The organism is Undibacterium sp. TC4M20W (genome assembly GCF_049340245.1).
Classification (GTDB): Bacteria; Pseudomonadota; Gammaproteobacteria; order Burkholderiales; family Burkholderiaceae_D; genus Undibacterium.
The window spans coordinates 54,771-78,514 of the sequence record NZ_JBMPPI010000015.1; the positions used below are offsets into that span (position 1 = coordinate 54,771).

Consider the following 23,744-nt stretch of genomic DNA (forward strand, 5'->3'; position numbering starts at 1 on the left):
GATGGTGTATCGCCATCCATGTATTTTGCTTAGCTATGCATCACTGAGTTTCTCTTCACTGTGCCGGAAACGACTACCGGCGCAATGACGATGTGGATTCCGTGAACCCCATTACGCCGGTAGTCGTTTCCGGCGTCGAGTGGAGCCTCTCAGTCTGAAGGCTCTTCGATGAGCTTCCTGCCGCTTTTCCTTCTTTTGTCTGGCTCACCGTTTTTGTTTTATTTGGAAAACGTGAATTCTTTTTGTTGCATGCTGATGCTGATGTCAGCGCGCCAAAAAGAAAACAGAGACCAGCGTCATGACACAACAACAGCAAGCATCTGTACAAAACGCATCTGACAAACCCCTGTCACAGATGACACGCGATGAATTGTATGCCCACCTGCGCACGACCACCAAAGATGCCGTGGTCTTGCAAGAGATGCGCCGCCTTGGCTTTTGGCCCGCCGACAGTGGCAAGCCATCGGTGACTGACGAACTCATCGCCCGTGAAGCTGCACTCAGTAAAGAATTAAATGACTTGACGGCTCAGTTACGCCGCGTGCAAGACCCCAAGGCAGCCCTGCGCGACATGCGCAAGCAACGCATGGCAGCAGCAAAAGAAAGGCGCGAACTGACCAAACAGAAACATGCGCAATTGCGGCATGCCAAGGCACTGGCCTGGCAAGAAAAACGCCAGAACGACATAGGCTATCTGGGCGAGGGCGTTTCCACTGGCTTGAATTACACGAGTACCAATGCCGACAAACTCGCACGTTATCAATTGCCAGCGCTGCAAAAATCACTGGACCTGGCAACGGCGATAGGCATACCGCTGGCAGAATTGCGCTTCATGAGCTTCCAGCGCAAGGTCAGTCAGGTCAGTCACTACCAGCGTTTCGCTATTCCCAAAAAGACTGGTGGCCAGCGCTTTATTTCTGCCCCCATGCCGCGCCTCAAGCGTTGCCAGTACTGGGTGCTGGATCATATCCTCGCCAAAGTACCTTGCCATCCTGCTGCACATGGTTTCTTGCCGCAGCATTCCATACTCAGCAATGCCCTGCCGCATGTAGGGCAGGCCGTGGTCATCAATCTGGATTTGAAAGATTTTTTCCCTAGCATAGAATATTCACGCGTCAAAGGCGTGTTCAAATCCCTGGGTTATGGCGATCAGATTGCTACCCTGCTGGGTTTGCTGTGTACCGAGCAGGCAACAGAAGAAGTGCGGGTAGACCAGCAAAAATATTTTGTCGCTGGCAAAAAGCGCAGCCTGCCACAAGGCGCGCCATCCAGCCCGATGATCACGAATATCTTGTGCCATACCCTCGATAAACGCCTGTATGCGGCAGCAAGCAAGCTGGGTTTTGTATATACCCGTTATGCCGATGACCTGACGTTTTCCAGCAAACAAAAAGAACGTCCACCGGTTGGCAAACTCCTGTGGCGCGTCAAACAGATCATCGCTGATGAAGGCTTTACCCTGCATCCTGACAAGCAACACATCATGCGCCACAGCCAAAAGCAGGAGGTCACTGGCATCGTCGTCAACCACAGCCCGACGATAGATGCCAAGACCTTGCACCGCTTCCGCGCTACACTGCATCAGGTAGAAAAGAATGGCCCGGTAGGTTATCACTGGAATGGCAATACCGATGTGCTAGGTGCACTGGAAGGCTATGCCCGTTATGTCTGCATGGTCAATCCGGTAAAAGGAAAACCATGGCTGCAACGCATCAAGGCATTGCGAGCGCAATATGCAGGGCAAGCGCAGTCAACGACACGCGTGACAAGACCAACACTGCGCCAGCAAGTCGCCAGTGGTAAGACACCGCAAAGAGAAAACGGCCAGGATTGGTGGCAAGTGCAGGAGGCCGCCGCACCTGTGCTGGAACAAACTGCGCAGCAAGTACTGGAAGAGAAGAAGGCAGTGAAGCAAGTTGCCAAAGAAGAAAAGCAAGCTGCTGCGATGCCCAAGCTCAAGCAGTCTGATGCCACAGAAGCTGCAAGCAACTATACCGCAGCAGAGAAAAACAAACTCAGTCGCCGCCATGGCATGTTAGGCCGGGTTTTCCAAGTTTTTTTGTGCGCAATATTCTCAGCCAGCCTGCACAGTCTTTACCCCCTGACATTTGGTATAGCATTGGTTTCCCTCAGCTTGATAACAGGCCGCAGCAGCCTGGTGTGGGTAATGGTGATGCTGGCTTTGAGTGTGGTTTTGTTGAGTTGAGTAACCTGGTAGGGTGCGCCGTGCGCACCGTCTTTGATTAACGGCAGTCGTATTTTTCAACGATGGTGCGCAAGGCGCACCCTATTATCGGTGATTTATTCGCCAAAATCATGATGCTCAATCATTGACGTGGCTATTCCCCACTCTGGCGATAATACTCCTTCTTTGACGTAGCGATGAAATGTGGAATAGGGCCAATCCCCTGCTAGTTTGACCAAATCATGCTTAACTGGATTCCAGTGAATGTAATCGACATGTCTGGCGAAATCTTCGTCATCCCGGATTTGATGTTCCCAGAAACGACGTTGCCATATTCCGGATTCTCTTCTTGATGTACGGGAAGAAGATAATTCTTCTACACCGAAATTCTTAGCGCACGCTTGCGTTACCAGTCGTTTGATCATAGACCAGCGCATGGAGAAATCTGCATCGTCTTCAGGTAAAGTCCAGATGCAATGCAAATGATCGGGCAGTAATACCCAAGCATCAATCTCGAAAGGATGTGAAATGCGGGTTTGTTGTATCGCTGCGCGTAATGATAGCCGTATCGCAGGCTCGGTCAATATTGGTCTTCGGTGGAGGCTGGTTAAAGTAAAAAAATAACTTGCACCTTTAATTCGCGACCGTCGATAGTTGGGCATAAAAATATACGCTTAGAGTTCGCTATCTTGTAGGGTGCGCTGTGCGCACCGTCTTTGAATAACAGCAATCGTATTTTTCAACGATGGTGCGCACGGCGCACCCTACATCCATCACTTGCGACCAGCAAAAGCGCTGTTGAGGCGCTTGACCAAATCACGGTTCATGGCTTTGGTATCGCTATTCCAGTGCCGCATGTTTTGCTGGATTTCTGCGTATTGTGCATCGGCGATGCCTTGCTCACCGGCCTGCAATGCCCAGATTGCATATTCAACGCGAGTCTCCATGCTGCCAAAACGGGATACAGCATCGGCAAAGGTGGTGCCTGCCTCTTGCTGGCGGCTGGCTGCTACATAGGCTCTGCCAAGCAACAGGGCTTGTTGTTCTGGCCTGTGATTGGGCTGGTCTTTGCTTACTGCCAGTAGCAAGGTGATGGCTTCATCAGCCTGGCCATGCAAGATATTTGCTTCAGCGGCATTCATGCGAATGACCGCGTCGCTGGCAAAAGGCCCTTGCAGGCAGATATCATATTGTTGCACTGCCTTGGCAGTATCACCTGCATCCAGATAGGCATTTGCCAGACGCATCTGGTTTTGTGCTGTTGGTACCAGATCAAAGGCCTGCTGTGCTTCGCGCAGTTCACGGCCAGGGTTAAGGCTTTTGGCGGCGGCAATCACTGTCTTGCGCATGCCGCGCTCCAGGCGTGATTCTGGCAAGAATACTGCAAAGAAATACACCGCGCTACCCAGCAAGGGGAACATGAATAAAATCATCAGCCAGTACATTTCGCGTTTGTTGCGCATTGCGTGCACAGCAAAAAATATGGCGATGAGAAAATGAAAACCTGCTCCGATATATGGCATAAAAATAAGTGGTAAAAATAGAGGGCAAATGCATCCTGTACATCTGGAAGTATCCAGCTAATGTGTGCAGATCAGGATGCAACAGGGAGGTAAAACGGTCTAAAACAGCCTAAAAAATAGCGTAGCGAGGCTGCCAGCTATCATTTTACCATCAGACGAAAGAGGGGAGCTTGATTGCTGGTGGCCGTGTTCAAACGATCACGGCCAGTCAGCATAGAGATTTGGCAAGAAATACAGCCTGGTTTGAGTAAGTTCGGGTCAAATTTATTTATAGATGCCGCAGGCAAAATAAATCTCATCTACACGTTCTACATAAGTACTTTTTTGCTCCAGCGCCTTGGTTACAGGATTTGGCCATTTGTAATCCACCCAGCCTTTGCCTTCTTTGCTGCCAGCCACTTCATTGATTTTTTTGACGAAAAAAACACCATCGCCATCACGCAATTCCCCCAGGGGTTTGCCTAGCAATTTTGGGTTGCCACCATGGGCGAGGGTGACGCCACCTGGTTTGACGGTTCCGGCAAACACATACAAATCCTTGTAAATGAACTGCCCTTTGGGGTCATTTACCGCGGCATAGGTTTTTTCAGGGCCATTCGCTTTGTAGTAGGTGACGACCTTTTTGATCATGTCGATTGCTTCTTGCGCCGTCGCATGTTCGGCGGCAAATGCGCTACTCTGGGCAAGCAATGACAGGGATAAAGCGACAAGGATGCTTTTGAAAAATTGTCTCATGATGTCTCCGGTATGTGTTTTTATGGCGTGGCCAAATGCCTGACCGTAACGAACAACGGCGAATCCAGAGTAGGCTTTGCAGGCAGGTTTTGCAATGCAAAGACCGCACTTTTTCTTTCAGCATCGGGCTACCAGGAAAACAATACCAGATTTCCATGTGGAAATGTTGATGATTTTTTCAGCAGCTTTGTGAATCAATGTGACGGCTATCGGCGGTTATCAATGGCTATCAGTGGCTCAGTGGCTGTCAGTGACTATCATGCAGGTTTTTGTTCAGCACTAAACAGCTTGATATCACTCAACAAGCCAGCTACCGCAGTATCGATGATCTGCTGCCCCAGTTCTATCGTCGCCAGGCTGGAGTCGGCACCGATGCGGCCATCCGGGAAACGGGCTCGGTAATCGAGTGCATCAAGGATGGGGCCTGTCGGTGGGATTTTTGGCGTCAGCTCTACCTGGCGCACCTGGTCAGGGTAAGCAGCATAGGTGACCGCTATTTCTGACGGTGTGGCATGTGAACCATGGCCAACCGGGAACATGCCATGGCACAAGCTTGCAACGCCAGGCAAATCCCACCAGTTTTTCAACCGCAGCGTCAGCGGGCAGGTCTTGTTATTGTACGAATAATGCGAATAAATTTGCGAAAAAGCCGCCTCTATGGTGGCGATATTGCCACCGTGGCCGTTCAAAAAATATATGTGGTCAAAGCCATGGCGTGCCAGCGACAAGACCCAGTCTTCAATCGCCGCCATGAAGGTTGAAGGGCGCAGCGAAATCGTCCCGGCAAAGCCCAAGTGATGCTGTGCCATGCCGATGTTGAAAGTCGGTGCCAGCATCAGCGCTTCACTGCCTTGCGCGACTTTTTCAGCAGCGGTGGCGATGATCTCCGGGCACATCCAGTCCGTACCCAGCAAACCCATCGGGCCGTGTTGCTCATTCGAGCCTATGGGGATGATGACGGTTTTGGAGTCGGCCAGAAAAGCCGTAATTTCGGGCCAGGTGGAGTACGCGAGACGCATGGGGTTACTTTCAAATCGGGGTTGGCAGATGCAGCTGATTCGTCCGCTGTGGGCTGGTACGGACGACAAAATTCGCAGCCATCATCTTGCCGCAAATTTTGAAAATCGCCAAATTTTTTTATCTCACACGTCATCGCATGGATTGCGATGGATGAAGGGGAGAGGGAATCAGGAATCAGGTTAAGGGAATCAAGTTAAGGGAATCAGGAATCAGCCGGGCTAGTATAGGGTTGAACCCTAAACTAGCCTCAGACTAGACTGAGGCTAGAACTGGATTAAATTGATGTACATTCAAAATCAATCCTGGATTAAATAAATAAGGTAATCCCCCGGCTCTGCCGGGGGACTCCTCAAGGTTTGACCTATACGGCGGTCGGTTTGAAACTTCTATCTCTACCAAAAGAAGGAGTTTCAAGATGAAAGAGTATCAAAGTTTGAGTCATACGAGGTGGGATTGTAAGTACCATATAGTGTTCATTCCGAAATACAGAAAGAAGTTGATCTATGGGGCGTTGAGAAAGCATCTTGGGGAAATATTTCGGGAGTTGGCCAAGCAAAGGGAATGCAGCGTAGTAGAAGGTCACTTAATGATTGACCATGTTCATATGTGTTTGAGCGTTCCGCCAAAGTATTCAGTGTCAAACGTTGTGGGATTCATGAAAGGCAAGAGTGCAATTTCGATAGCCAGACACTTTGGTGGGAGGCAAAGGAATTTCACAGGAGAAGTATTTTGGGCAAGAGGTTATTTTGTCTCAACGGTGGGACTAGATGAAGAAATGGTTCGAGCTTACATCCGGAATCAAGAGCAGGAAGATGAGCGTTACGACCAAATGAAATTGGGACTGTAGCCGCCTTTAGGCGGCTCAAGGGTTACCAGCGCCTTTGAGGCGCCCCAGCAATAAACCTCCGGCTTTGCCGGAGGTAATTTAATTCGATTTATATCCAGAACTAATCGTGGATGAAATTGACGCAGGTTAAAGGCAAGTCCAACAGAGCACGTGCACAGCACGGTGGCAAAAAATACTTAACATCAGGCCAAATCTTTGCACTAGAATTCAAGCACAGCGACAAATACGGTTGCTTTTTTTGATGCTTTGGATCGTTCAAAAATCCATCAGCTTCATCCTTCATTATCTTTGCCAGACCAGGAGTTTCAGCATGAGCTACGTTGATGGATTTGTACTCGCAGTGCCCAATGCCAACCGTGAAGCCTATCGCCTGTATTCGGAAAAAACTTCGCCAGTGTTCAAGGAATACGGCGTGCTCAGCATCGTCGAATGCTGGGGCGATGATGTGCCACCCGGCAAGCTGACTTCTTTCCCCCTGGCCGTGCAATGCAAGGAAGATGAAACTGTGGTGTTTTCATGGATGACCTGGCCATCAAAAGAAGCACGCAATACCGGATGGGAAAAAGCCATGCAAGACCCACGCCTGAGCCAGGAAGCCAATCCCATGCCTTGCGACGGCAAGCGCATGATTTATGGTGGTTTTGAGGTGATGGTGGAGTTGTGATTTGTTGACGGATGCCGGATGAGAAAATTGTCGGGCGTAGGGGGCGTAGGTTGGGCTACGCTTCATCAGCCCAACACTCGGCCTCAGCCATCGTATACGTCATTTGAAAGCCCAGTGTTGGGCTGGTGAAGCGTAGCCCAACCTACAACGCGTAGTCTAGTGCTGTCCGCTCCAACCTACGAGACTACACATCAATGAGCAAGTAATCACCAAAACTATCCTTCAGTGCGACAGCTCTTGCCATCAATGATTTGAGACCTGCATTTTCACTTGATGGGAGCTTTTTGTATGCGATGTATCGTTCGATTAAACCGCAGATGTCAGCGCTGAAATAATGAACAAATAATTGCTTCCCTTGCTGTTGAAGCAGGAGGTCATAATGCGCTTCGTAGCAACTGAAATTCAGGTAAATGTAATCACCAATACTCGCCATTCCAACCCAGCGCACAGCATCCCAATCTGAGTCATCCGCATAGCCAAAAAGAGTTCCATTATCGTTTCTGGCTTGCAACAGGCCAGACAAGGTCTTGCTGCCATAACGTTCTTGCCACAACTCTGCCGACATTGATTTCACCATATCGCATAACTTGAGCAAAGGCTGTACATCCGTAATGAGCAACTCATATTCCAGTTTTTTTTCTATCATTCTTTCCAGCGGTGTGGCATCTTCATTATCTTGTGGAATCTGACGTAGAAATTTCACCTGCCCCGTCACGATGTAGCTATGCAAAATGTCACTGGGGTGATCGGACCAACAATTCATTTCAGTCAAGGGCGGCTTCCACAACACATACGGGCTTTCTTTATAAACCGGACTATCATCTTCAGAAAAATAGACATTAATGGTCTGCCCTGTCTTTGGCAGGATATCTGATAGTGTTAATTGCTCTGCCCCGTAATCAACATCCGCAGGCCTGCCCCACAAGACTGGTAAACGAATTTTCATCAATTTGTTTCTCTTTTCATTGCCACAGGCAAGACCCCAAACTTCTGTTCATACAAACCCACCAGCCAGTCTACAAACACCCGCACGCGTGGTGATAGCTGGCGGCGGTAGGGGTACAGCGCCGTGACAGGCAAGGGCGGGCTCTGCCAGTCTGCCAGCACTTCTACCAGGTGGCCATCGCGCAAGGCGTCGGCGATGTGGAAGCGCGGCAGCTGTATCAGGCCGCAGCCAGCAAGGGCGCAGGTCACATAGTTTTCGGCATCATTGACTGTCATCCAGCCGCCAACGTCAAATTCCTTCACCTGGCCTTCGATATTGAGCACGATGGGATAGTCTATCGCGGTCGTGCTGGAAAAAAACCTGACGGCCTGGTGCAGCATCAAATCATCAGGGTGATGTGGTGTGCCAAATCTGGCCAGATATGCAGGGCTTGCGCATAGTACTTGCGGCATCAGTGCCAGGCGGCGTGCTACCAGAGTTGAATCACGCGGGTTGCCGCCGCGTACTACGCAATCAACACCTTCGCGCACCAGATCGACCAGGCGGTCACCACTGCTGACCACCAGGTCTATGCCGGGATAACGGTCACGAAACTCTTGTATCCGTGGCAGCACCACTTGCGTCGCATGGGTGCCATGCATATCGACCCGCAAGACTCCACGCGGATTGGCGGCCACATGGCGCATTGATGCCTCGGCATCATCGAGTTCACTGATGATATGCACACAACGTTCGTAAAAGGCCTGGCCATCCAGCGTGGTACGCACCTGGCGCGTGGTGCGCTCGAGCAGGCGGGTGCCCAGACGAGTTTCCAGTTGCTTGATGGCATGGGTCGCGCTGGCTCTGGGGATGTCCAGCATATCCGCCGCCCGGCTGAAGCTGCCAGTTTCAACGATGCGGGTGAATAGCTGCAGAGTGTCCAGTTTGTCCATGATTGTTGAGCTGTGTTGAATTATGTTCTGAGTTTATCAGTATTTATCTTGCTGGGTTGAATGCTTAAAGTGTGATCCAGACAGACGCATCAGTCTGTGCAATCTGGATTAAGGAAAAAACATGAACAATGAAATAACAAAAACCGCCATCGTTACCGGTGGTTCACGTGGCATAGGACATGCTATCTCCCTGCGCCTGGCGGCAGATGGCTTCGCCGTCGTCGTCAATTACGCAGGCAATGTGAGTAAGGCACAGGAAACTGTCAGCGCCATACAGGCGGCAGGGGGCAAGGCTATCGCCGTGCAGGGCGATGTCAGCAAACCTGAAGATGTGGCGCAATTGTTTACCACCGCCAAAGAAGTGTTTGGTCGCATAGATGTGGTCGTCAACAGTGCTGGCAGCATGACGATGACCACCATCAACACCAGCAATATTGATGCCTTTGACAAGCTCATCGCCATCAATCTGCGTGGCACTTTTCTGGTGCTGGCACAGGCCGCGCAGCATATAGAAAAGGGCGGGCGCATCATTGCGCTATCGACCAGCGTGATCGCCAAATCCTTTCCTGCCTATGGCCCCTACATCGCCAGCAAGGCAGGGGTAGAAGGCCTGGTACATGTGCTGGCCAATGAGCTGCGCGGCCGTGAAATTACCGTCAATGCGATTGCCCCAGGGCCGGTAGGCACTGAGATGTTCTTTCACGGCAAAACGGAAGAGCAGGTCAGCAACATCGCCAGGATGAATCCCATGGAACGCATAGGCACGCCAGCAGAGATCGCCTCTGCGGTTGCCTTCCTGGCTGGCCCTGACGGTGTGTGGGTCAATTCACAAGTGTTACGTGTCAACGGCGGCTTCGCCTAATTTACTTTAAAGGAATAATCATGCCATTTGCCAATTTCAAATTCCCTGAAGGCATCATCGATGCTGCCCGCAAAGAAGAAATCATCCACCGCACCACCGCCATGTTTGTCGAATATTTCGGTGAAGGCGTGCGGCCCTATACCATGGTGATGGTCGAAGAAGTGACTGATGGTGGTTGGGGGCGAGCGGATGAGACCTTGACGCTGGAGAAGATGGGGATGAAGGGAAGGTAAACCTGGGTCGGGTTAACAGCGTAGCCTAGCAAGGCCCGGCCCAACCTACAAATTTCCACTCATCAACCTCATCAATATGACACGGCGCGTTTTGAATTTCGCAAATTCAAGACTATATTGTTTATTGGACTCGCGTTGACTTGTCCGTGCTAATGTCCACAGTGCAAGTTGCAACACACGCTGGACCATACAAGCAAAGCCATATTGAGGAGCCCCTATGAAAACCGCCCTGATCATCCACCACGTCGCTTTTGAAGATGCAGGCAGTTTTCTTGCCCTGCTGAAAGAGCAGGATTTCAACATTCAGGAAGTTAACGCCTGTACCCAGGGCTGGGCTGCGCTAGACCCGTTGGCAGCCGATGTGTGCATCGTGCTGGGCGGCCCTATCGGGGCCTACGAAGATGACAATTATCCTTTCTTGTTGCAAGAGGTATATTTCCTGCAGCAGCGCCTGCATGCAGACTTGCCCACGCTGGGTATTTGCCTGGGCGCGCAAATCATGGCGCGGGCGCTGGGGGCCAGTGTTTATCCGGCGACTGCCAAAGAGATAGGCTGGTTTCCGCTGAAGATGACAAATGAAGGCAAGGACACGCCAGTGCGGCATTTTGATGCAAGGCATTGCAATATGTTCCATTGGCATGGCGATACCTTCGATTTGCCTCAGGGCGCACAATTGCTGGCGTCGAGCGAGGTTTGCCACAACCAGGCATATGGCTGGGGCAAACATGGTCTGGCATTCCAGTGTCATCCAGAAGTGACGGCAGCAGGTTTGGAGGCCTGGTTTGTAGGCAATGCCCATGAAATGGCACACGAGAAATTATCGATACCACAGATGCGCCAGCAGGCGGCCAGCTATGGGCTGGACCTCGCACATCAGGCGCGTTTATTTTTTACTGAATGGTTGAGAGTGTGTGGAGTGTGATGCAGGATCATTCCTGCCTCTGCATCCATATCTGGCTTATTTTTTTGCTTCAGCCTGCAGCCAGTCAAACACTTGTTTGACAATGTCGGCCCTGGGCTCTGTGACCATGCCAGACAAGTACCAGGTCTGTCCCGCGGTTTGTTGATAGCCATCCAGCATGCACAGGCTGCCATTCTGCAAGCCTTCGTCTGCCAGCAGGCGCGGCAGGCAGGCGATACCACGCCCCCGTTGTACGGCATCGAGCAAGAGGCGCACATCATCAAACAATGCCAGTTTGCGGAAATGCGCCAGCTCCTGCAAAAATAGCGATGCAGTTGTTTCATCTGTCAGACTCTGCTCCAGACAGAGCAAACCCGCATGCAAGTGATGCTCGCTGGCGGGCAGTGCATTGATATGCCCGGCCAGCGATTTGCTGGCAAGCACCACCCAGCTATCCTGCAACCACGGCAGCTCAGTCAGGCCTTTCTGCAGCAAGGGCCGGTCGCTAATGCTGATATCAACATCTACTTCATCGACAAAGCGCGCCGTCATATCGGTGGATAACATCAGGCATAAGTCAGGCAGGCGCTCCTGGAGTCTGGCAAGCCGGGCTTGCAACCAGCCATGGGCGATATGTTCAGGGCAGATTACTACTACCAGGCCAGGGTCCAGATAAGTGGCAATCTGCCCCAGTCCCGCCTGTAACACCGTCATCGCACGCTGTACGCTGCTTAGCAGGGTTTCGCCTGCGACATTCAGTTCCACCCCACGGCCTACGCGGCGGAACAGCGGTTGTTTCAGTTGCTCTTCCAGTTGTTGTACTTGATGGCTGATCGCTGATTGGCTAAGGTGTAATTCATCAGCCGCCCTGGAAAAATTGCCATGCCGGGCGGCGGCCTCAAAACCCGACAATAAAGTCAGCGAAGGAAGTTTCTGTTTTGGCATGGATAAGATATGAGAAAACTTGATTAATAAAGGCAAATAATATCGCTTTTTCTCATATTTTAATTCAAGCACAATCCTGTTCATGCCCACATCGCTCAAATATCTTGCTGTTTATATATGGAGCGGTATTGAAACACCTACATGAACAAGCCTGAGAAAATGATGAATACCAAACGCAGAAACTTTTTAAGCAAAACCTTGCACAGCACAGCCATCGTGCTTGCTCCCGGCCTGCTATATGCCTGTGGTGGCGACGCCAGTTCAGAAGTTGCCAGTTCGCCAGCAAGTCAGCCATCGAACCTGGCAGGTGGCAACAATAGCGCGCCAAGCCAAACGGCTGACGCCTGGCGCATGCCGGATGAAGCCGAGTCACATGCGGCAACGTGGATGGCCTTTGGCGCCTCAGAAGCGATCTGGGGTCGCCGCTTGCTTAATCCTGTGCGTGACAGCCTCGCAGGTATCGCCAATGCGATTGTCGCCTTTGAACCTGTGAACATGCTGGTGCGCCAGCAAGATCTGGCCCTGGCAAAACAAAAGTGTGACCCGCGTATCAAACTCATCGTGCAAGAAATCGATGACCTGTGGTTGCGTGATACTGGTGCCGTGTTTGTACTGGGCAGCAACCGTAGCAAAGCCGGAGTAGGTTTCAATTTTAATGGCTGGGGCAAGAAGCAGGCTTATGCGCAGGATCGTCAGGTGGCCGCAGCCATGGCCAGGCAGACTTCCAGCAGCTTCATCCAAAGTAGCCTGACGCTGGAAGGTGGCGGCATAGAAGTCGATGGCAAGGGCACGGCCATCATCACCGAGAGTTGCGTGCTCAATGCCAACCGTAATCCCGGTGTGACAAAAGCAGCATGCGAAAAAGAACTCTTGCGCGTACTCGGCATCAAAAAAGTCATCTGGCTGCCGGGCATCGCCGGGGCTGATATCACCGATGGCCACACCGATTTTTATGCGCGCTTTGTGCGGCCCGGTGTGGTGGTGGCCAATCTCGATGATGATACTTCGTCACCAGAATACCAGGTTACCAAACGCCATCTCGACATCTTGCGCAATAGCCGTGATGCACAGGGCCAGGCCTTGCAGGTTTTCCCTATTCCCGTACCAAGATCAGTGCGGCCAGAATTTGAAAACAAGAATTTTGCAGCAGGCTATATTAATTTCTATGTCTGCAATGGTGCCGTCATCCTGCCAGAATTTGGTGATGCAGAAGCGGACAACTACGCCAAAAAACAACTGGCCGACCTGTATCCGGGTAGGCGTATCGTGCAGTTAAATATAGACCCGATTGCTGCAGGTGGTGGTGGCATACATTGCACGACACAGCAAGAGCCGCTGGCATGATCTGGTGGCCGTAGGAGCGGCTTTAGCCGCGAAATGGGCATTTGCAACATTGACGATTCGCGGCTGAAGCCGCTCCTACAGGCAATCAAATCACCAGGGCTGGCTGGCAAATTCTTCCACCAGAAAATCCAGCAAGGCCCGCACCGCGGGCGACAAGTGACGGCGTGAAGGGAAGAGGGCATAGATAGTCATGGGCGGTGCCGTCCATTCCGGCAAGATGATTTGCAGAGCACCCTTGTCCAGATGATCATCCATCAAATAAGTCGGCAGCAGGGTAATGCCCGCACCAGCCAGCACTGCCTGCAACAATACCGTCGCATCATTGGCACTGAAATGGCTGGCGATATCGACCTGCACGCTCTCATCTTCATGCACATTCCCACGCACAAAGCGCCAGGTGTTGCGGCCATAATTGGCATGGCTTAAACAGCGATGGGCAGGCAAATCCTGCGGGTGTTGTGGCAAACCCGCCTGCTGCACATAAGACGGCGAGGCGACCAGCACAGAGTCACAGATAGCCAGTGGCCGCGCGATCAACAAAGGATCAGGCTCGCTGCTGATGCGTATCGCCAAGTCTATGCGCGCCTCAACCAGGTTGACTGTGCCATCACCGACATGCAGGTCTATTTTCAGCAAGGGATGTTGCGCGAGGAACTTGCTGATGACACGCGCCAGATGACCAAAGGCAAACGAGGTACTGCAAGTCAGGCGCAATTGCCCGCGCAATTCTGCATCATCGCTGCGGGTTTCTTCTTCTATATTCTCCATCAGCGCCAGCATTTGCTGGCTGCGGCGCAGGCATTGTTCACCCGCATCCGTCAGCGTCACGCTGCGTGTGGTTCTTTGCAGCAGGCGGGCATTCAGCCAGCTTTCCAGCTCACTCACATAACGCGTCACCATGGCGCGCGACATGTCCAGCTTGTCGGCCGTGGCACTAAAGCTGCCACTGCTAGCCACCTCACAAAACACCCGCATTGCTGTCAGTCTGTCCATGATATATCTGCCATTTGCTCGAATATTGAAACAGTTATGTGCATTTTAGCTCGTTTATCTGGCTAATAAATGAAATTAAACTACAAACACTGAATCAATACAGATTCAAAACCCCTTAAAATCTGGAGCCCACCATGCTGCGCACTACCATCCTGGCCACTACCCTCGCTGTCACTTTCGCCTCTGCCGAGGCAGCTACACCCTTGCAAGTCAAAGTCTATAACGCTGACGGCAATAGCTTTAATGTCAATTCCACCCTGGTCTTTGGTGAAAAAGAAGCCATGGTCATCGATGCCGGTTTCACCCGTGCAGATGCCTTGCGCATCGCAGCCAATGTGCTCGACAGCGGCAAGCAACTGAAAACCATTCTGGTCAGCCAGGCTGATCCTGATTATTACTTCGGTGTAGAAATCCTCAAGGAAATCTTCCCGCAAGCCGATGTCGTCGCCACACCCGCCGTGCTGGAAAAACTGACAGCCAAAGTCGCAGGCAAAGTCGCCTTCTGGGGCCCAAAAATGGGTGCCAATGCACCACGTACACCTGTCCTGCCAAAAGCCTTGAGTGGCAATAGCCTGACCGTCGATGGTGAAGTGGTCGAGCTGCGCGGCAACCAGGGTTTGCTGGCACACCGCCCTTACTTCTGGATACCTTCCATCAAAGCCATCGTCGGCAACATAGGCGTGTTTGGTAATTTGCATGTATGGACAGCAGACACCCAGACCACGGCAGAACGTGCCGCCTGGGTCGCACAACTCGATGAAATGGCAGCCCTGCAACCTAAAATCGTCGTGCCCGGCCACATGAAATCTGGCACCGCTATTGACATCAGCGCCATCACTTATACCAAGGCCTATCTGCTGTCGTTTGAGAAGAATGCAGCGGCGACCAAAACAGGCGTCGAGCTAATTGATGCCATGAAAAAAGCCTACCCTGATGCGCCACCAGGTTTGTCTCTGGATATTGGTGCCAAGGTGAATAAGGGTGAGATGAAGTGGTGAGTTTGGTTCAGTTAATTCACTAGAACGTTACCAAACATGGCGAACAATGGTTCGCCATATTGCTACCGGCGAAGCGTAAAAAATATGAGCAACCTCGATATCATCAAAAGCACATACGAAGGTAAGACCTCGGAAGAAAACGGCAAGAACCTCCAGCGCTATCTGGCGACAGACGCCAGCTGGACCGAGGCGAAAGGTTTTCCCTATGCCGGCACTTATATTGGTTTTGCCGACATACAAAAGAATGTCTTCTACCGTCTCGCCACCGAATGGCTAGACTACAAATTCATCGTAGAAGATTACGTCGCCAGCGGCGACAAGGTCGTGGCTTATGGCACTTACAGCGGTACGCATAAGGCGAGCCAAAAATCTTTCACAGCCAGAGTCGCCCATCTATGGCAATTAAAGGATGAAAAGATCATCCGCTTTGAACAGTTTGTTGATAGCTACAGCGTTATTGTTGCAATGACCTAGGTCGCGCTACACCCCACGCCGCTCACTCAACCCCTGCATAATCTCATTCGCCAGACACTCCGCCGCAGGCGAATTATTTTTCCGGCCCTTGATGAGCACAATATCTAGCGGCGCTATCGGTTTCAAGCCTTCCGCTTTCCCCAGTCGCACAAGATGTGCAGGTGCGCTGCATTCTGCCAGTGCGGCTATCGCCAGGCCTGCTTCCACCATCGCCAGTATGCCTAGCAGGCTGGGGCTGCTGTAGGTGGAGTAGTAGGGTAGGCCGCTTTTTTCCAGTGCGGCGAGGGTATGGGCGCGTGCGACGCAGCCTTTGTCGTACAGGGCGACTGGCAGCGGGCTTTTCTTCCACACGGCATGTTGTTCTGCACCTACCCAGACCATGGGTTCACGGCGTATGAAGGCACCATCGAGGCCTTCATCGCGGGTGACGAAGGCCAGGTCGATCGCACCTTTCTTCAACAGCGGTCTGAGTAACAGGCTTTGCAGGCACACCAGCTCTATTTCCACGCCAGTAAATCTTTTTGAAAACCGCTCCAGCACAGCGGGCAGTAGCGAGGACACATAATCATCCGGCGAGCCCAGCACCACCTTGCCCACCACTTGTTGCGTGCGTAATGCATTCAGTGCCGCCTGTTCAGTCTGCAATAACTGGCGGGCATAGGGCAACAGGGTTTCACCTGCCAGCGTCAGGGCGATGCGCCGGGTGTGTCGTTCAAACAGGGGCTGACCCAGACTGGTCTCAAGTTTGCTGATCTGCATGCTGACTGCGGCCTGTGATCTATGTACAGCTTCTGCCGCGCTGACAAAGCTCAGGCGTTCGGCGGCCAGCACAAAGGTGCGCAACTGGCTGAGGTTGAGTTCAGATAAATTCATGATTCAGTTATTCGAAAGTATGACTTCAATTTAATCAGCTTGTCTGATGCATGGACAAAATTCATGATAGCGCAATAATCAATCAGAGAGCAAAACATGTCTGCGCCATCAGCCGTCATCCCTTACAACCGCAATGCCACACTGGCTTACATCGCCGCCATGCTGATGCTGGCAACGCTGGGCATCTTTATTCATGAAGCTGGTCTGGATGCGGTGACGACGGTATTCTTCCGCTGCCTGTTTGCCGCCATCGCGCTGGCACTGTATTGCACTTACAAAGGCATGTTTGTTGCTGCCAATTTTTCACGCAAAAACCTGGGGCTGGCAGTATTTGGCGGTGTGTTTATGGTGGTGAACTGGGTGACTTTTTTTGCAGCGATACAGCGCATAGGCATCTCGGTCACCACGATTGTTTTTCATGTACAGCCGTTTATCGTCCTGCTGTTGGGAGTAGTGCTGTTCAGTGAAAAAATCGCCACCAATAAACTGGCCTGGATATGCCTGGGCTTTGCCGGACTGGTGCTGGCCTGTGGTTTGCAAATTGGAGGTATGCAGTTGAGTGGGCAAATAAATAAGCAATACCTGACCGGTTTGCTGCTGACACTGACAGGTGCATGCGCCTATGCCGGCGTCACCCTGACCACTCGCGCCATGCGCAATATGCCAGCACATCTGATTGCGCTGATACACTGCCTGGTGGGCCTGGTCTTGCTGGCTGGTTTGGTCACCATCCCGGTTGATGGCATCAGGATGCAGCAATGGGCATGGCTGGCTGGACTGGGCCTGATGCCTACTGCGCTGGCCTATGTCTTGATCTATGGCGCATTACCCAAAATGCCTACGACGGCAATTGCGGTGCTGACCTTCATCTATCCGGCGACGGCACTTGGTGTGGATTATCTGGTGTATGGGCAACACATCAGTCTGCTGCAATTGGCAGGACTGGTGCTGATCGTGCTGGCCAGCCTGGGAGTGAACTTGAATTGGTCGTGGTATGCAGTCAGGCAGAGGCTGGCAGCTTTGTGACACTCAGGGTTTGATCAATTCACCTGCTCATCTACGTTTATTTACGTCTGCTTATCTACGTCTGCTTATCTACGTCTATGTAATGTCGCCCAAGGCACTTCATGATCATGCTTGCCTGCCACAATGACGTTACCATCTATATCTGTCACTCCACACAAGCCAACGCCTTGCGCTTTGAAGCCCAGGCGTTCCTGGTGTTCGCTGTAGTCGATGCGGTCGTGGTGATGACCGTGGAAGCTGCGGCTCACGCGCATGCTGCGGGCCAGTTCATCGATGGCGGCAAAGCCATGCGGGTGGGCACTCGGGGCTTCATGCGTGACCAGGATGTCGGCACGCTGGCCGGCGAGGTAATTGTAGTCGGTAGGGAAGATGGAACTGTAATGTTTGCGTGGCAAGCCATCGCGCCAGCGGTTTTCTTTGCCGGCCTTCTGCGTATATTCTCTTTGCGTCTGGAATTTCTTTGGCCCCGGCGGCATCCAGATATGACCCCTGAACACACCACCAAGACCGGCGATGCGATAACCGGCAACATCAACTATCCGCCCATGCAGGTTGCGGCCAGCCAGGGCTGAACCAAACAGGTGGTCGTAGTCGGCATCGGTATCCGTGTCATGGTTGCCGTGGATGTACCAGACTTCAGTCAGATCAACGATAGCTGCCAGCTCCATTTCCAGCGGCTGGCGGGCTTGCAAATCTCCGAGAAAAATGATGGCGGCGGGGCGGTTGTCCAGTACCGCATCAATCACATGCTGGAAATTGCCGTGGGTGTCACCGCAAAAATAAATGGCTTGCATAACATTGCATTTAAAATAGTGGCGCACCAAAGACAGCGCCGCAAGAGTTCAGATGCAAAGAATATACCTGAGAAACAAATTCAAATAAGATACAGGTAACAAATATATTTTGAAATTTCACATTCTTCACATTCTTCACGTTCTTGTTTGGTAAATCAATTATGTCACCATGGAAATGGATCATCGCTGCAGTCATCCTGTTCTTTGCCGTACAACACTGGCGTAATCGTCCTTTGCCAGTGCCACCAGGCAGTATCGCGCCGAACGACCCTGTGCAGACTTCAGGCTCTGGCAAGATTTACGATCAGAACAATTACAAGCTGACTGCGCTGGCAGACTTTACGGTAGAGGCGCGCGTCTTGTCGAAGCAGACGTATTCATCTGACCGCGAAGCCGAGCTGGCTCCAGTAGATCTTGCGCTGGGCTGGGGTTCCATGTCAGATACGGCAGTGCTTGATCAGTTGTCGATAGGTCAGAGCAACCGTTTTTATTTCTATCGCTGGGAAAAAGAGCCACCAAGGCCACCGGCAGAAATCGCCACTCACAGCGCGAACATGCACTTGATACCCACCACGCCCGCGCTGGAAAAAATCATGAAAGACGTGCGCGTCGGCCAGGTCGTCAAGATACGCGGCCAGCTGGTTGAGGCAAAAGCTGCCGATGGCTGGCACTGGCGCTCATCCCTGACCCGCGATGACACCGGCGCAGGTGCGTGCGAATTGATCAGGGTAGAGGCGATTGAGGTGAAGTGAGCCGGACATAAATTGATAATGAGTAATAAATTTGCAAATTAGTTCTGCCAGATAGTGCCTTGAGGATGAAAATGCAGTACTTTGTCCAAAAATATAGCACCATGCATCAAAAGTGAGGACACTTTGAAAATTGTTGTGCCGGTTTCTTCCCAATTTTTTACTGTATGGGATGCAGGCACAGGCTGCCGGGCGGCTATGTATTAGCCGGCCCCGGCAGCATAATCATTCAAGGAAATGTTACATGCCCTCAGTTTCTGTTTTCACTCCCACCAGATATGTCGCCACGCTGATGCTCACGCTGCTCATGATGTCCGCACATAGTAGCCAGGCACAAACGCAGGCAAGTTCGCCTGCAAATACGCCTGCAAATACGCCTGCAAGTTCGCCCGCCAGTTCGTCGGCAAGCTCATCCGCAAGCGCGGCTGAAACTGCAGCAGAAGAATTACAAAGCGTAGAAGTCAAAGCCGTCAGGGACCCCGCCATCATGCCGTACAAGGTGGCGTATGAGCTGATGTCCAAAGTACGTGCGGCAAGCAAAGACAAGGTGCAAATACAGATACGCATCACCTCAGCAAAAACTCATGCACCCGTACCCAACCTGAGCATCTACCTCGACGGCAAGAACACCCGTCAGCAACTGGACATTTCAGCAACCGGTTTTGTCAACGTGCCGCTGGATCAGGCTGCTTATGCCGATGGTGCCGAGTTTGTCACCAACCAGAAAAAAGGCTCGATGGAAGTCAACATCCTGCTGCTGCCTAAACTGCCACAAGATGTCTTCAAATATGCCGACATCAGTGACAGCATAGAAGCCGCTCAAATGGCCATCAAAGAACTGGTACCCTGGTATTTTCGCGTGTTCATGCCGTCGGTCAATAGCATAGGCATTTGCTATGCCGGACAAAACCAGACTGTGCTGGTCAAGGGCAATGAAGAACAGCAACTGCCCGCCAACAGTGATGCGACCGACCCGCTCAAAAACAAAGTCCATTGCGCCCGCTTTGCAGCCAAGGATGTTGCCAAGGAAAAGGGTAACCTCATCATGCCGGCAACTGGCTGGCAGGCGATTTATATGTGACAGGGAAGGTATCTGCAGGGGCGATTGCTACCTGATTACCAGACTACGGAGTTGACGGTGCATGCAGTCTATCCGACTGCGCGTTACGTGCCATCTAAAGTACGACAATTCATTGACTATGTTGCAGAGCAATTTGCAGGAGATGCTTACTGGGGGAGTTAATTGTCGCCCTTCTTTTTTCGCGCAGCGATGCGTTCTTCAAGAAACTTTGTGACCACAGGGTCGTTATTGCGCAAGTCCCATTTCCCTGCATCGACCGAACCGAAGTAAGACATGCACATCGATGCCTTTTGCTTGTCGTCACTCAGCATGGTAATGGAAGTCTCCAGTGTTTTGTACTGGGAATCGATCATATTCGCCACACCAGTTTCGAAAGTATTTTTAAATACTTTTCTTTGCGCTTCTGGTGTTGCCGGATCGTTGATAAACGCCATGACTTCTCTTTGTATCACCTTGTTTTCATCAAGGTAAGGCTGGTGTTTTTTCTTCCAGCTATTCAATGAATTTTCGCCAGCACGCCGGACAGGCTCGCCATATTGAGAGCAATGAGCCAACAGTTTTCCCAATAATTTTCCACCGGCATCTGGCGAGACAGCGGCTGCGCCATAAATTTGATCCTTATTGTCATAGGCCAGTAACTGCGCATGGCTACTCGCGTTGATGCCGATGAGCAGGGTGGCGATCAGGCTGATTTTTAATTTACGCATATGGTATCGGGGCAGTATTTTTATGGACTCAGGTAATTTGGAGTAATTGCATTTTCTATATGAGTATGCCATTACCAGGTCAGTTTTTCAAAGTGCATGAATCAAGGTGTTACGCAAAATCTTCCAGGATGCGAGTGAGTAGAAAGTTCAGCAGCAAGTTCAGCAGCAAGTTCATCAGCAAGTTCATCAGCAAGTTCAGAAGCCGCTTGTCTTCTACATTTATTGTTGTACTATGATCATCTTTTGAAAAATCATCATGCTGCCTGATTCAACTGAGACGTGCGTGGCAGATGACATATTTCTTTGTGCTTGATTGCGGTATTTGATTGTAGTGCTTGATCTGTATAGGAATGTTCATGAAGATATCATCAGCCCTGCTTGCAGTATGCGGCCTTATTATCCTGGGGCCAGTAGCTGCAGCAGAAGACCTTGCCGCAGCCGTGCAAAAAATTGCCAGCGCCCGCGTCAGCAACGCTGCGATACCTGGTTTGGTAGTCGTGACTGTGAATGGTCAGGAGCAAAAAATACAGGGCTTCGGCCAGGTCACAAATGGTACCGATGGCAAAAAACAGCCTCACCTGCCAGATGCCAACACCGTTTTTGAAATAGGTTCAGTCAGCAAAACCTTTACTGCCTTATTGCTGGCAGACATGCAGGCGCGTGGCGTGCTCAAGCTTGATGATACTGTGGCAGCCTTGCTGCCTTCCTATACCATACCGCAATATCAGGGCCGTGCCATCACCCTGCTGGATCTGGCTACCCAGACGTCGGCCCTGCCACGGCTGCCTGCCAATCTCTTGCCCAGGCAGGCGGATAACCCCTATGCTGATTACTCAGAGAATAATTTGCGCGACTTTTTGCGCAGCTATCAACTGACACGCGCGCCGGGTGCTAAGTATGAATATTCCAACCTTGGCTTTGGCTTGCTGGGCCAGGCCCTGTCTGCACGTGCAGGCAAGCCTTATGCAGAGCTGGTGCAAGAGCGGATTACCAAGCCGCTGGGCATGGCAGATACCGGCATCGCCCTGACTGCCACTATGCAAAAAAATCTGGCGACGGGCCATGATGCGCAAGGCCAGGCTGTGGCCAACTGGGACATGCCCACACTGGCAGGTGCTGGTGCCTTGCGCTCCAGCGCGCAAGACATGCTGCGTTACTTGCAGGCACACATGCATGCTGCCAATGTCAAAGAACCGGCAGGTTTGCAACTGGTGCAACAGCCCCAACGACCCACTGGCATGCCGGGTTTGCAGATCGCTTTGGCCTGGCATGTGCAAAGTGCGCGCGGTCAGACTGTGGTCTGGCATAACGGCATGACGGGTGGTTACGCATCCTTCATCGGTTTTACGGCAGATGGGCAGCGCGGTGTTGTGGTGCTGGCCAATGCCAGCGTCAATGTCGATGACATAGGCATGGCAGCCTTGTTGCCTGCTGCTGCTCCTGCTGCTGATGGTGGCAATACCACAACCGAGAAGCTCAGCGCAAAACAACTGGCAGAATACTCAGGGCGCTATCAGCTTGCGCCCGGTGCCATCCTCAACATCAGCGCCGGGCCAGATGGCTTACTTGCGCAACTGAGCGGCCAGCCACAGGCGCCAGTGTTCCCGCGCAAGAAAGATGAATTCTTTTATAAAGTAGTGGAAGCCAGCCTGCAATTTGAGCGCGATGCCAATGGCAAGATACAGTCAGTGACCCTGCATCAGAACGGCCATGCATCTCCCGCGCCGCGCGTAGGCGAGGCTGCTCCAGAAGCTGCTTCAAACGCAACTAAGCGCACAGAAATAAATTTACCCGCTGAACAGCTTAAACAATATACCGGCAGCTACACCCTGGCCCCGGGCTTCAAGCTCATCATCAGCGAGAAGGCCGGGCAACTGTATGCCCAGGCTACCGGCCAGGGCAGCAATGCTATCTTTGCCGAGGCAAAAGACAAATTCTTTTTGAAAGTGGTTGATGCCCAACTGAGTTTCCAGCGTCAGGCAGATGGCAAAATCAGCGGCCTGGTCTTGCACCAGAATGGCCGCAATATGCCGGGGCCGCGTGATGCGGATTAGAGTGTTTCACAATTCATGCCAGTTTGATCAATGCATGTACCGTTGATGCCAGCATGAGCAAAGCCAGGCCTATACTCGGAGGGGAAAGTTTTTTTGGCCTGCGCCTGTTTATTTTTTTGTTGCCTGCATTGTTGCCTGCATTGTTGTCTGTATATGTGTTCATTTTTGTTTCCCCCGGGATATTGTGATAAGCAAGTGAAATTATCTGTCCATGAGGCGTATGATGAATTTTCCAAGTCAAAATGGATGTAGGAAGACGGAACCAGCTCGCGTAGGATTTTGCAGGAAGCGTATGTTTTAGTATTATTTTTGCCAGAATCCAGCAAAAAAAACGACACTCAGGCTGTCATGCATTGCGAGCAGGAAGTGAATCAGATGTTGTTGAAATATGTGAGCTAGGGTAATTAAGATACTTGCCCTTCCATCACAGTATCAGCGGGCTGAAATGCGCAGCTGAAATTCATGGCCAAAATTCACTCCACATCCAGCACATACTGGCTTCACATGGTCTGGTTAAGCTAAGTGTTTGCTTACTACCGCCGTCTTATCTGGTTTGACTATGTCTTCATTGCTGGCCCATGTTGCTGCTGGCCTTACCCTGTATTTTGCAAGCGCGACGACCAGGCAAACCCGGCGTATCCGGGGATGGCATTGGCGGGCTTGTTGGTCGTCAGCGGTGTGTCGACGGCAAGCTGATGGCAGCCTGATCCGACAATAATCAAGCAATGATGCGGTGATGATGACACAACAATGCGGCGATGACATGGAATATGGAAGCAGGTCCATGGCAGCACAGGTGTCGCTTTATACCCACATCCCGTGATTTTAAGTCTTTGTTTTAAAAAGACTTTTCTCGAA

The 23,744-nt window shown here is 51.6% G+C and carries 25 protein-coding genes; 13 read left to right on the forward strand and 12 right to left on the reverse strand.

What is annotated here, in order from left to right; translation table 11 throughout:
- The first annotated feature begins 298 nt into the window (after nucleotides 1-298).
- On the forward strand, nucleotides 299-2,206 hold the full coding sequence (locus ACO0LL_RS18100) for a reverse transcriptase family protein (protein WP_422952226.1): 1,908 nt from the start codon (nucleotides 299-301) through the stop codon (nucleotides 2,204-2,206).
- 95 nt (nucleotides 2,207-2,301) lie between these two features.
- On the opposite strand, the gene ACO0LL_RS18105 is transcribed toward ACO0LL_RS18100, so the two are convergent.
- The 4 genes from ACO0LL_RS18105 to ACO0LL_RS18120 form a co-directional block, all read right to left on the reverse strand.
- Nucleotides 2,302-2,847: an REP-associated tyrosine transposase gene (locus ACO0LL_RS18105; RefSeq protein WP_422952227.1), complete on the reverse strand. Its 546-nt coding sequence runs from the start codon at nucleotides 2,845-2,847 to the stop codon at nucleotides 2,302-2,304.
- A gap of 111 nt (nucleotides 2,848-2,958) precedes the next feature.
- Complete coding sequence (locus tag ACO0LL_RS18110) at nucleotides 2,959-3,708, reverse strand: tetratricopeptide repeat protein (RefSeq protein ID WP_422952228.1); 750 nt, start codon at nucleotides 3,706-3,708, stop codon at nucleotides 2,959-2,961.
- A 264-nt stretch (nucleotides 3,709-3,972) separates the two neighbouring features.
- Nucleotides 3,973-4,443, reverse strand: coding sequence for a cache domain-containing protein (locus ACO0LL_RS18115; RefSeq protein ID WP_422952229.1), 471 nt, complete (start codon nucleotides 4,441-4,443; stop codon nucleotides 3,973-3,975).
- Nucleotides 4,444-4,700: 257 nt separating this feature from the next.
- Nucleotides 4,701-5,462, reverse strand: a complete 762-nt coding sequence (locus tag ACO0LL_RS18120; protein ID WP_422952230.1) for a creatininase family protein — start codon at nucleotides 5,460-5,462, stop codon at nucleotides 4,701-4,703.
- 416 nt (nucleotides 5,463-5,878) lie between these two features.
- Between ACO0LL_RS18120 and tnpA the strand changes: the two genes are divergently transcribed.
- Together tnpA and ACO0LL_RS18130 are read left to right on the forward strand one after the other, a co-directional pair.
- Nucleotides 5,879-6,310, forward strand: a complete 432-nt coding sequence (gene tnpA, locus ACO0LL_RS18125) for an IS200/IS605 family transposase (RefSeq protein WP_422952231.1) — start codon at nucleotides 5,879-5,881, stop codon at nucleotides 6,308-6,310.
- A gap of 310 nt (nucleotides 6,311-6,620) precedes the next feature.
- Entirely contained in the window at nucleotides 6,621-6,974 is a 354-nt protein-coding gene (locus ACO0LL_RS18130; RefSeq protein ID WP_422952232.1) for a DUF1428 domain-containing protein, read from the forward strand.
- Nucleotides 6,975-7,158: 184 nt separating this feature from the next.
- Here ACO0LL_RS18130 and ACO0LL_RS18135 read toward each other — a convergent pair whose 3' ends face one another.
- Entirely contained in the window at nucleotides 7,159-7,920 is a 762-nt protein-coding gene (locus tag ACO0LL_RS18135; RefSeq protein WP_422952233.1) for a hypothetical protein, read from the reverse strand.
- Nucleotides 7,920-8,852, reverse strand: a complete 933-nt coding sequence (locus ACO0LL_RS18140; protein ID WP_422952234.1) for a LysR family transcriptional regulator — start codon at nucleotides 8,850-8,852, stop codon at nucleotides 7,920-7,922. The genes ACO0LL_RS18135 and ACO0LL_RS18140 overlap by 1 nt, the downstream gene beginning before the upstream one ends.
- Nucleotides 8,853-8,973: 121 nt before the next feature.
- Here ACO0LL_RS18140 and ACO0LL_RS18145 point away from each other — a divergent pair, with 121 nt between their 5' ends.
- The 3 genes from ACO0LL_RS18145 (at nucleotide 8,974) to ACO0LL_RS18155 (ending at nucleotide 10,869) form a co-directional block, all read left to right on the forward strand.
- The gene (locus tag ACO0LL_RS18145) at nucleotides 8,974-9,714 is read left to right on the forward strand and encodes an SDR family oxidoreductase (protein WP_422952235.1); all 741 of its coding nucleotides are present in this window, start codon (nucleotides 8,974-8,976) and stop codon (nucleotides 9,712-9,714) included.
- Between the two features lie 20 nt (nucleotides 9,715-9,734).
- A complete protein-coding gene (locus ACO0LL_RS18150) occupies nucleotides 9,735-9,947 on the forward strand; it encodes a tautomerase family protein (RefSeq protein WP_422952236.1) in 213 nt (70 codons plus the stop codon).
- 217 nt (nucleotides 9,948-10,164) lie between these two features.
- On the forward strand, nucleotides 10,165-10,869 hold the full coding sequence (locus ACO0LL_RS18155) for a glutamine amidotransferase (RefSeq protein ID WP_422952237.1): 705 nt from the start codon (nucleotides 10,165-10,167) through the stop codon (nucleotides 10,867-10,869).
- Between the two features lie 36 nt (nucleotides 10,870-10,905).
- Here the strand turns inward: ACO0LL_RS18155 and ACO0LL_RS18160 are convergent, their stop codons facing one another.
- Nucleotides 10,906-11,793 (reverse strand): LysR family transcriptional regulator, encoded by an 888-nt coding sequence (locus ACO0LL_RS18160; RefSeq protein ID WP_422952238.1) that lies wholly within the window; start codon nucleotides 11,791-11,793, stop codon nucleotides 10,906-10,908.
- A gap of 162 nt (nucleotides 11,794-11,955) precedes the next feature.
- Between ACO0LL_RS18160 and ACO0LL_RS18165 the strand changes: the two genes are divergently transcribed.
- Nucleotides 11,956-13,137: an agmatine deiminase family protein gene (locus ACO0LL_RS18165; protein WP_422952239.1), complete on the forward strand. Its 1,182-nt coding sequence runs from the start codon at nucleotides 11,956-11,958 to the stop codon at nucleotides 13,135-13,137.
- A gap of 90 nt (nucleotides 13,138-13,227) precedes the next feature.
- On the opposite strand, the gene ACO0LL_RS18170 is transcribed toward ACO0LL_RS18165, so the two are convergent.
- Nucleotides 13,228-14,130 (reverse strand): LysR family transcriptional regulator, encoded by a 903-nt coding sequence (locus tag ACO0LL_RS18170; protein ID WP_422952240.1) that lies wholly within the window; start codon nucleotides 14,128-14,130, stop codon nucleotides 13,228-13,230.
- Nucleotides 14,131-14,264: 134 nt separating this feature from the next.
- Between ACO0LL_RS18170 and ACO0LL_RS18175 the strand changes: the two genes are divergently transcribed.
- On the forward strand, nucleotides 14,265-15,128 hold the full coding sequence (locus ACO0LL_RS18175; RefSeq protein WP_422952241.1) for an MBL fold metallo-hydrolase: 864 nt from the start codon (nucleotides 14,265-14,267) through the stop codon (nucleotides 15,126-15,128).
- An 84-nt stretch (nucleotides 15,129-15,212) separates the two neighbouring features.
- Nucleotides 15,213-15,602, forward strand: coding sequence for a nuclear transport factor 2 family protein (locus ACO0LL_RS18180; protein WP_422952242.1), 390 nt, complete (start codon nucleotides 15,213-15,215; stop codon nucleotides 15,600-15,602).
- 6 nt (nucleotides 15,603-15,608) lie between these two features.
- Here the strand turns inward: ACO0LL_RS18180 and ACO0LL_RS18185 are convergent, their stop codons facing one another.
- Nucleotides 15,609-16,475, reverse strand: a complete 867-nt coding sequence (locus ACO0LL_RS18185) for a LysR family transcriptional regulator (RefSeq protein WP_422952243.1) — start codon at nucleotides 16,473-16,475, stop codon at nucleotides 15,609-15,611.
- Between the two features lie 96 nt (nucleotides 16,476-16,571).
- Between ACO0LL_RS18185 and ACO0LL_RS18190 the strand changes: the two genes are divergently transcribed.
- Complete coding sequence (locus ACO0LL_RS18190) at nucleotides 16,572-17,501, forward strand: DMT family transporter (RefSeq protein WP_422952244.1); 930 nt, start codon at nucleotides 16,572-16,574, stop codon at nucleotides 17,499-17,501.
- Nucleotides 17,502-17,566: 65 nt separating this feature from the next.
- Here ACO0LL_RS18190 and ACO0LL_RS18195 read toward each other — a convergent pair whose 3' ends face one another.
- Nucleotides 17,567-18,295 (reverse strand): metallophosphoesterase family protein, encoded by a 729-nt coding sequence (locus ACO0LL_RS18195; RefSeq protein WP_422952245.1) that lies wholly within the window; start codon nucleotides 18,293-18,295, stop codon nucleotides 17,567-17,569.
- A gap of 161 nt (nucleotides 18,296-18,456) precedes the next feature.
- Here ACO0LL_RS18195 and ACO0LL_RS18200 point away from each other — a divergent pair, with 161 nt between their 5' ends.
- Complete coding sequence (locus ACO0LL_RS18200; protein ID WP_422952246.1) at nucleotides 18,457-19,047, forward strand: hypothetical protein; 591 nt, start codon at nucleotides 18,457-18,459, stop codon at nucleotides 19,045-19,047.
- Nucleotides 19,048-19,288: 241 nt separating this feature from the next.
- The gene (locus ACO0LL_RS18205) at nucleotides 19,289-20,125 is read left to right on the forward strand and encodes a hypothetical protein (RefSeq protein ID WP_422952247.1); all 837 of its coding nucleotides are present in this window, start codon (nucleotides 19,289-19,291) and stop codon (nucleotides 20,123-20,125) included.
- Between the two features lie 158 nt (nucleotides 20,126-20,283).
- Here the strand turns inward: ACO0LL_RS18205 and ACO0LL_RS18210 are convergent, their stop codons facing one another.
- A complete protein-coding gene (locus ACO0LL_RS18210; RefSeq protein ID WP_422952248.1) occupies nucleotides 20,284-20,832 on the reverse strand; it encodes a hypothetical protein in 549 nt (182 codons plus the stop codon).
- Between the two features lie 356 nt (nucleotides 20,833-21,188).
- Between ACO0LL_RS18210 and ACO0LL_RS18215 the strand changes: the two genes are divergently transcribed.
- Nucleotides 21,189-22,886: a serine hydrolase gene (locus tag ACO0LL_RS18215; protein WP_422952249.1), complete on the forward strand. Its 1,698-nt coding sequence runs from the start codon at nucleotides 21,189-21,191 to the stop codon at nucleotides 22,884-22,886.
- Between the two features lie 13 nt (nucleotides 22,887-22,899).
- Here the strand turns inward: ACO0LL_RS18215 and ACO0LL_RS18220 are convergent, their stop codons facing one another.
- Nucleotides 22,900-23,049, reverse strand: coding sequence for a hypothetical protein (locus ACO0LL_RS18220; RefSeq protein ID WP_422952250.1), 150 nt, complete (start codon nucleotides 23,047-23,049; stop codon nucleotides 22,900-22,902).
- Nucleotides 23,050-23,744 lie beyond the last annotated feature (695 nt).

Coding starts and splice junctions, on each gene's coding strand:
- ACO0LL_RS18100 (WP_422952226.1), top strand. CDS start 299: ATGACACAACAACAGCAAGCATCTGTACAAAACGCATCTGACAAACCC.
- ACO0LL_RS18105 (WP_422952227.1), bottom strand. CDS start 2,847: ATGCCCAACTATCGACGGTCGCGAATTAAAGGTGCAAGTTATTTTTTT.
- ACO0LL_RS18110 (WP_422952228.1), bottom strand. CDS start 3,708: ATGCCATATATCGGAGCAGGTTTTCATTTTCTCATCGCCATATTTTTT.
- ACO0LL_RS18115 (WP_422952229.1), bottom strand. CDS start 4,443: ATGAGACAATTTTTCAAAAGCATCCTTGTCGCTTTATCCCTGTCATTG.
- ACO0LL_RS18120 (WP_422952230.1), bottom strand. CDS start 5,462: ATGCGTCTCGCGTACTCCACCTGGCCCGAAATTACGGCTTTTCTGGCC.
- tnpA (WP_422952231.1), top strand. CDS start 5,879: ATGAAAGAGTATCAAAGTTTGAGTCATACGAGGTGGGATTGTAAGTAC.
- ACO0LL_RS18130 (WP_422952232.1), top strand. CDS start 6,621: ATGAGCTACGTTGATGGATTTGTACTCGCAGTGCCCAATGCCAACCGT.
- ACO0LL_RS18135 (WP_422952233.1), bottom strand. CDS start 7,920: ATGAAAATTCGTTTACCAGTCTTGTGGGGCAGGCCTGCGGATGTTGAT.
- ACO0LL_RS18140 (WP_422952234.1), bottom strand. CDS start 8,852: ATGGACAAACTGGACACTCTGCAGCTATTCACCCGCATCGTTGAAACT.
- ACO0LL_RS18145 (WP_422952235.1), top strand. CDS start 8,974: ATGAACAATGAAATAACAAAAACCGCCATCGTTACCGGTGGTTCACGT.
- ACO0LL_RS18150 (WP_422952236.1), top strand. CDS start 9,735: ATGCCATTTGCCAATTTCAAATTCCCTGAAGGCATCATCGATGCTGCC.
- ACO0LL_RS18155 (WP_422952237.1), top strand. CDS start 10,165: ATGAAAACCGCCCTGATCATCCACCACGTCGCTTTTGAAGATGCAGGC.
- ACO0LL_RS18160 (WP_422952238.1), bottom strand. CDS start 11,793: ATGCCAAAACAGAAACTTCCTTCGCTGACTTTATTGTCGGGTTTTGAG.
- ACO0LL_RS18165 (WP_422952239.1), top strand. CDS start 11,956: ATGAATACCAAACGCAGAAACTTTTTAAGCAAAACCTTGCACAGCACA.
- ACO0LL_RS18170 (WP_422952240.1), bottom strand. CDS start 14,130: ATGGACAGACTGACAGCAATGCGGGTGTTTTGTGAGGTGGCTAGCAGT.
- ACO0LL_RS18175 (WP_422952241.1), top strand. CDS start 14,265: ATGCTGCGCACTACCATCCTGGCCACTACCCTCGCTGTCACTTTCGCC.
- ACO0LL_RS18180 (WP_422952242.1), top strand. CDS start 15,213: ATGAGCAACCTCGATATCATCAAAAGCACATACGAAGGTAAGACCTCG.
- ACO0LL_RS18185 (WP_422952243.1), bottom strand. CDS start 16,475: ATGAATTTATCTGAACTCAACCTCAGCCAGTTGCGCACCTTTGTGCTG.
- ACO0LL_RS18190 (WP_422952244.1), top strand. CDS start 16,572: ATGTCTGCGCCATCAGCCGTCATCCCTTACAACCGCAATGCCACACTG.
- ACO0LL_RS18195 (WP_422952245.1), bottom strand. CDS start 18,295: ATGCAAGCCATTTATTTTTGCGGTGACACCCACGGCAATTTCCAGCAT.
- ACO0LL_RS18200 (WP_422952246.1), top strand. CDS start 18,457: ATGTCACCATGGAAATGGATCATCGCTGCAGTCATCCTGTTCTTTGCC.
- ACO0LL_RS18205 (WP_422952247.1), top strand. CDS start 19,289: ATGCCCTCAGTTTCTGTTTTCACTCCCACCAGATATGTCGCCACGCTG.
- ACO0LL_RS18210 (WP_422952248.1), bottom strand. CDS start 20,832: ATGCGTAAATTAAAAATCAGCCTGATCGCCACCCTGCTCATCGGCATC.
- ACO0LL_RS18215 (WP_422952249.1), top strand. CDS start 21,189: ATGAAGATATCATCAGCCCTGCTTGCAGTATGCGGCCTTATTATCCTG.
- ACO0LL_RS18220 (WP_422952250.1), bottom strand. CDS start 23,049: ATGAACACATATACAGACAACAATGCAGGCAACAATGCAGGCAACAAA.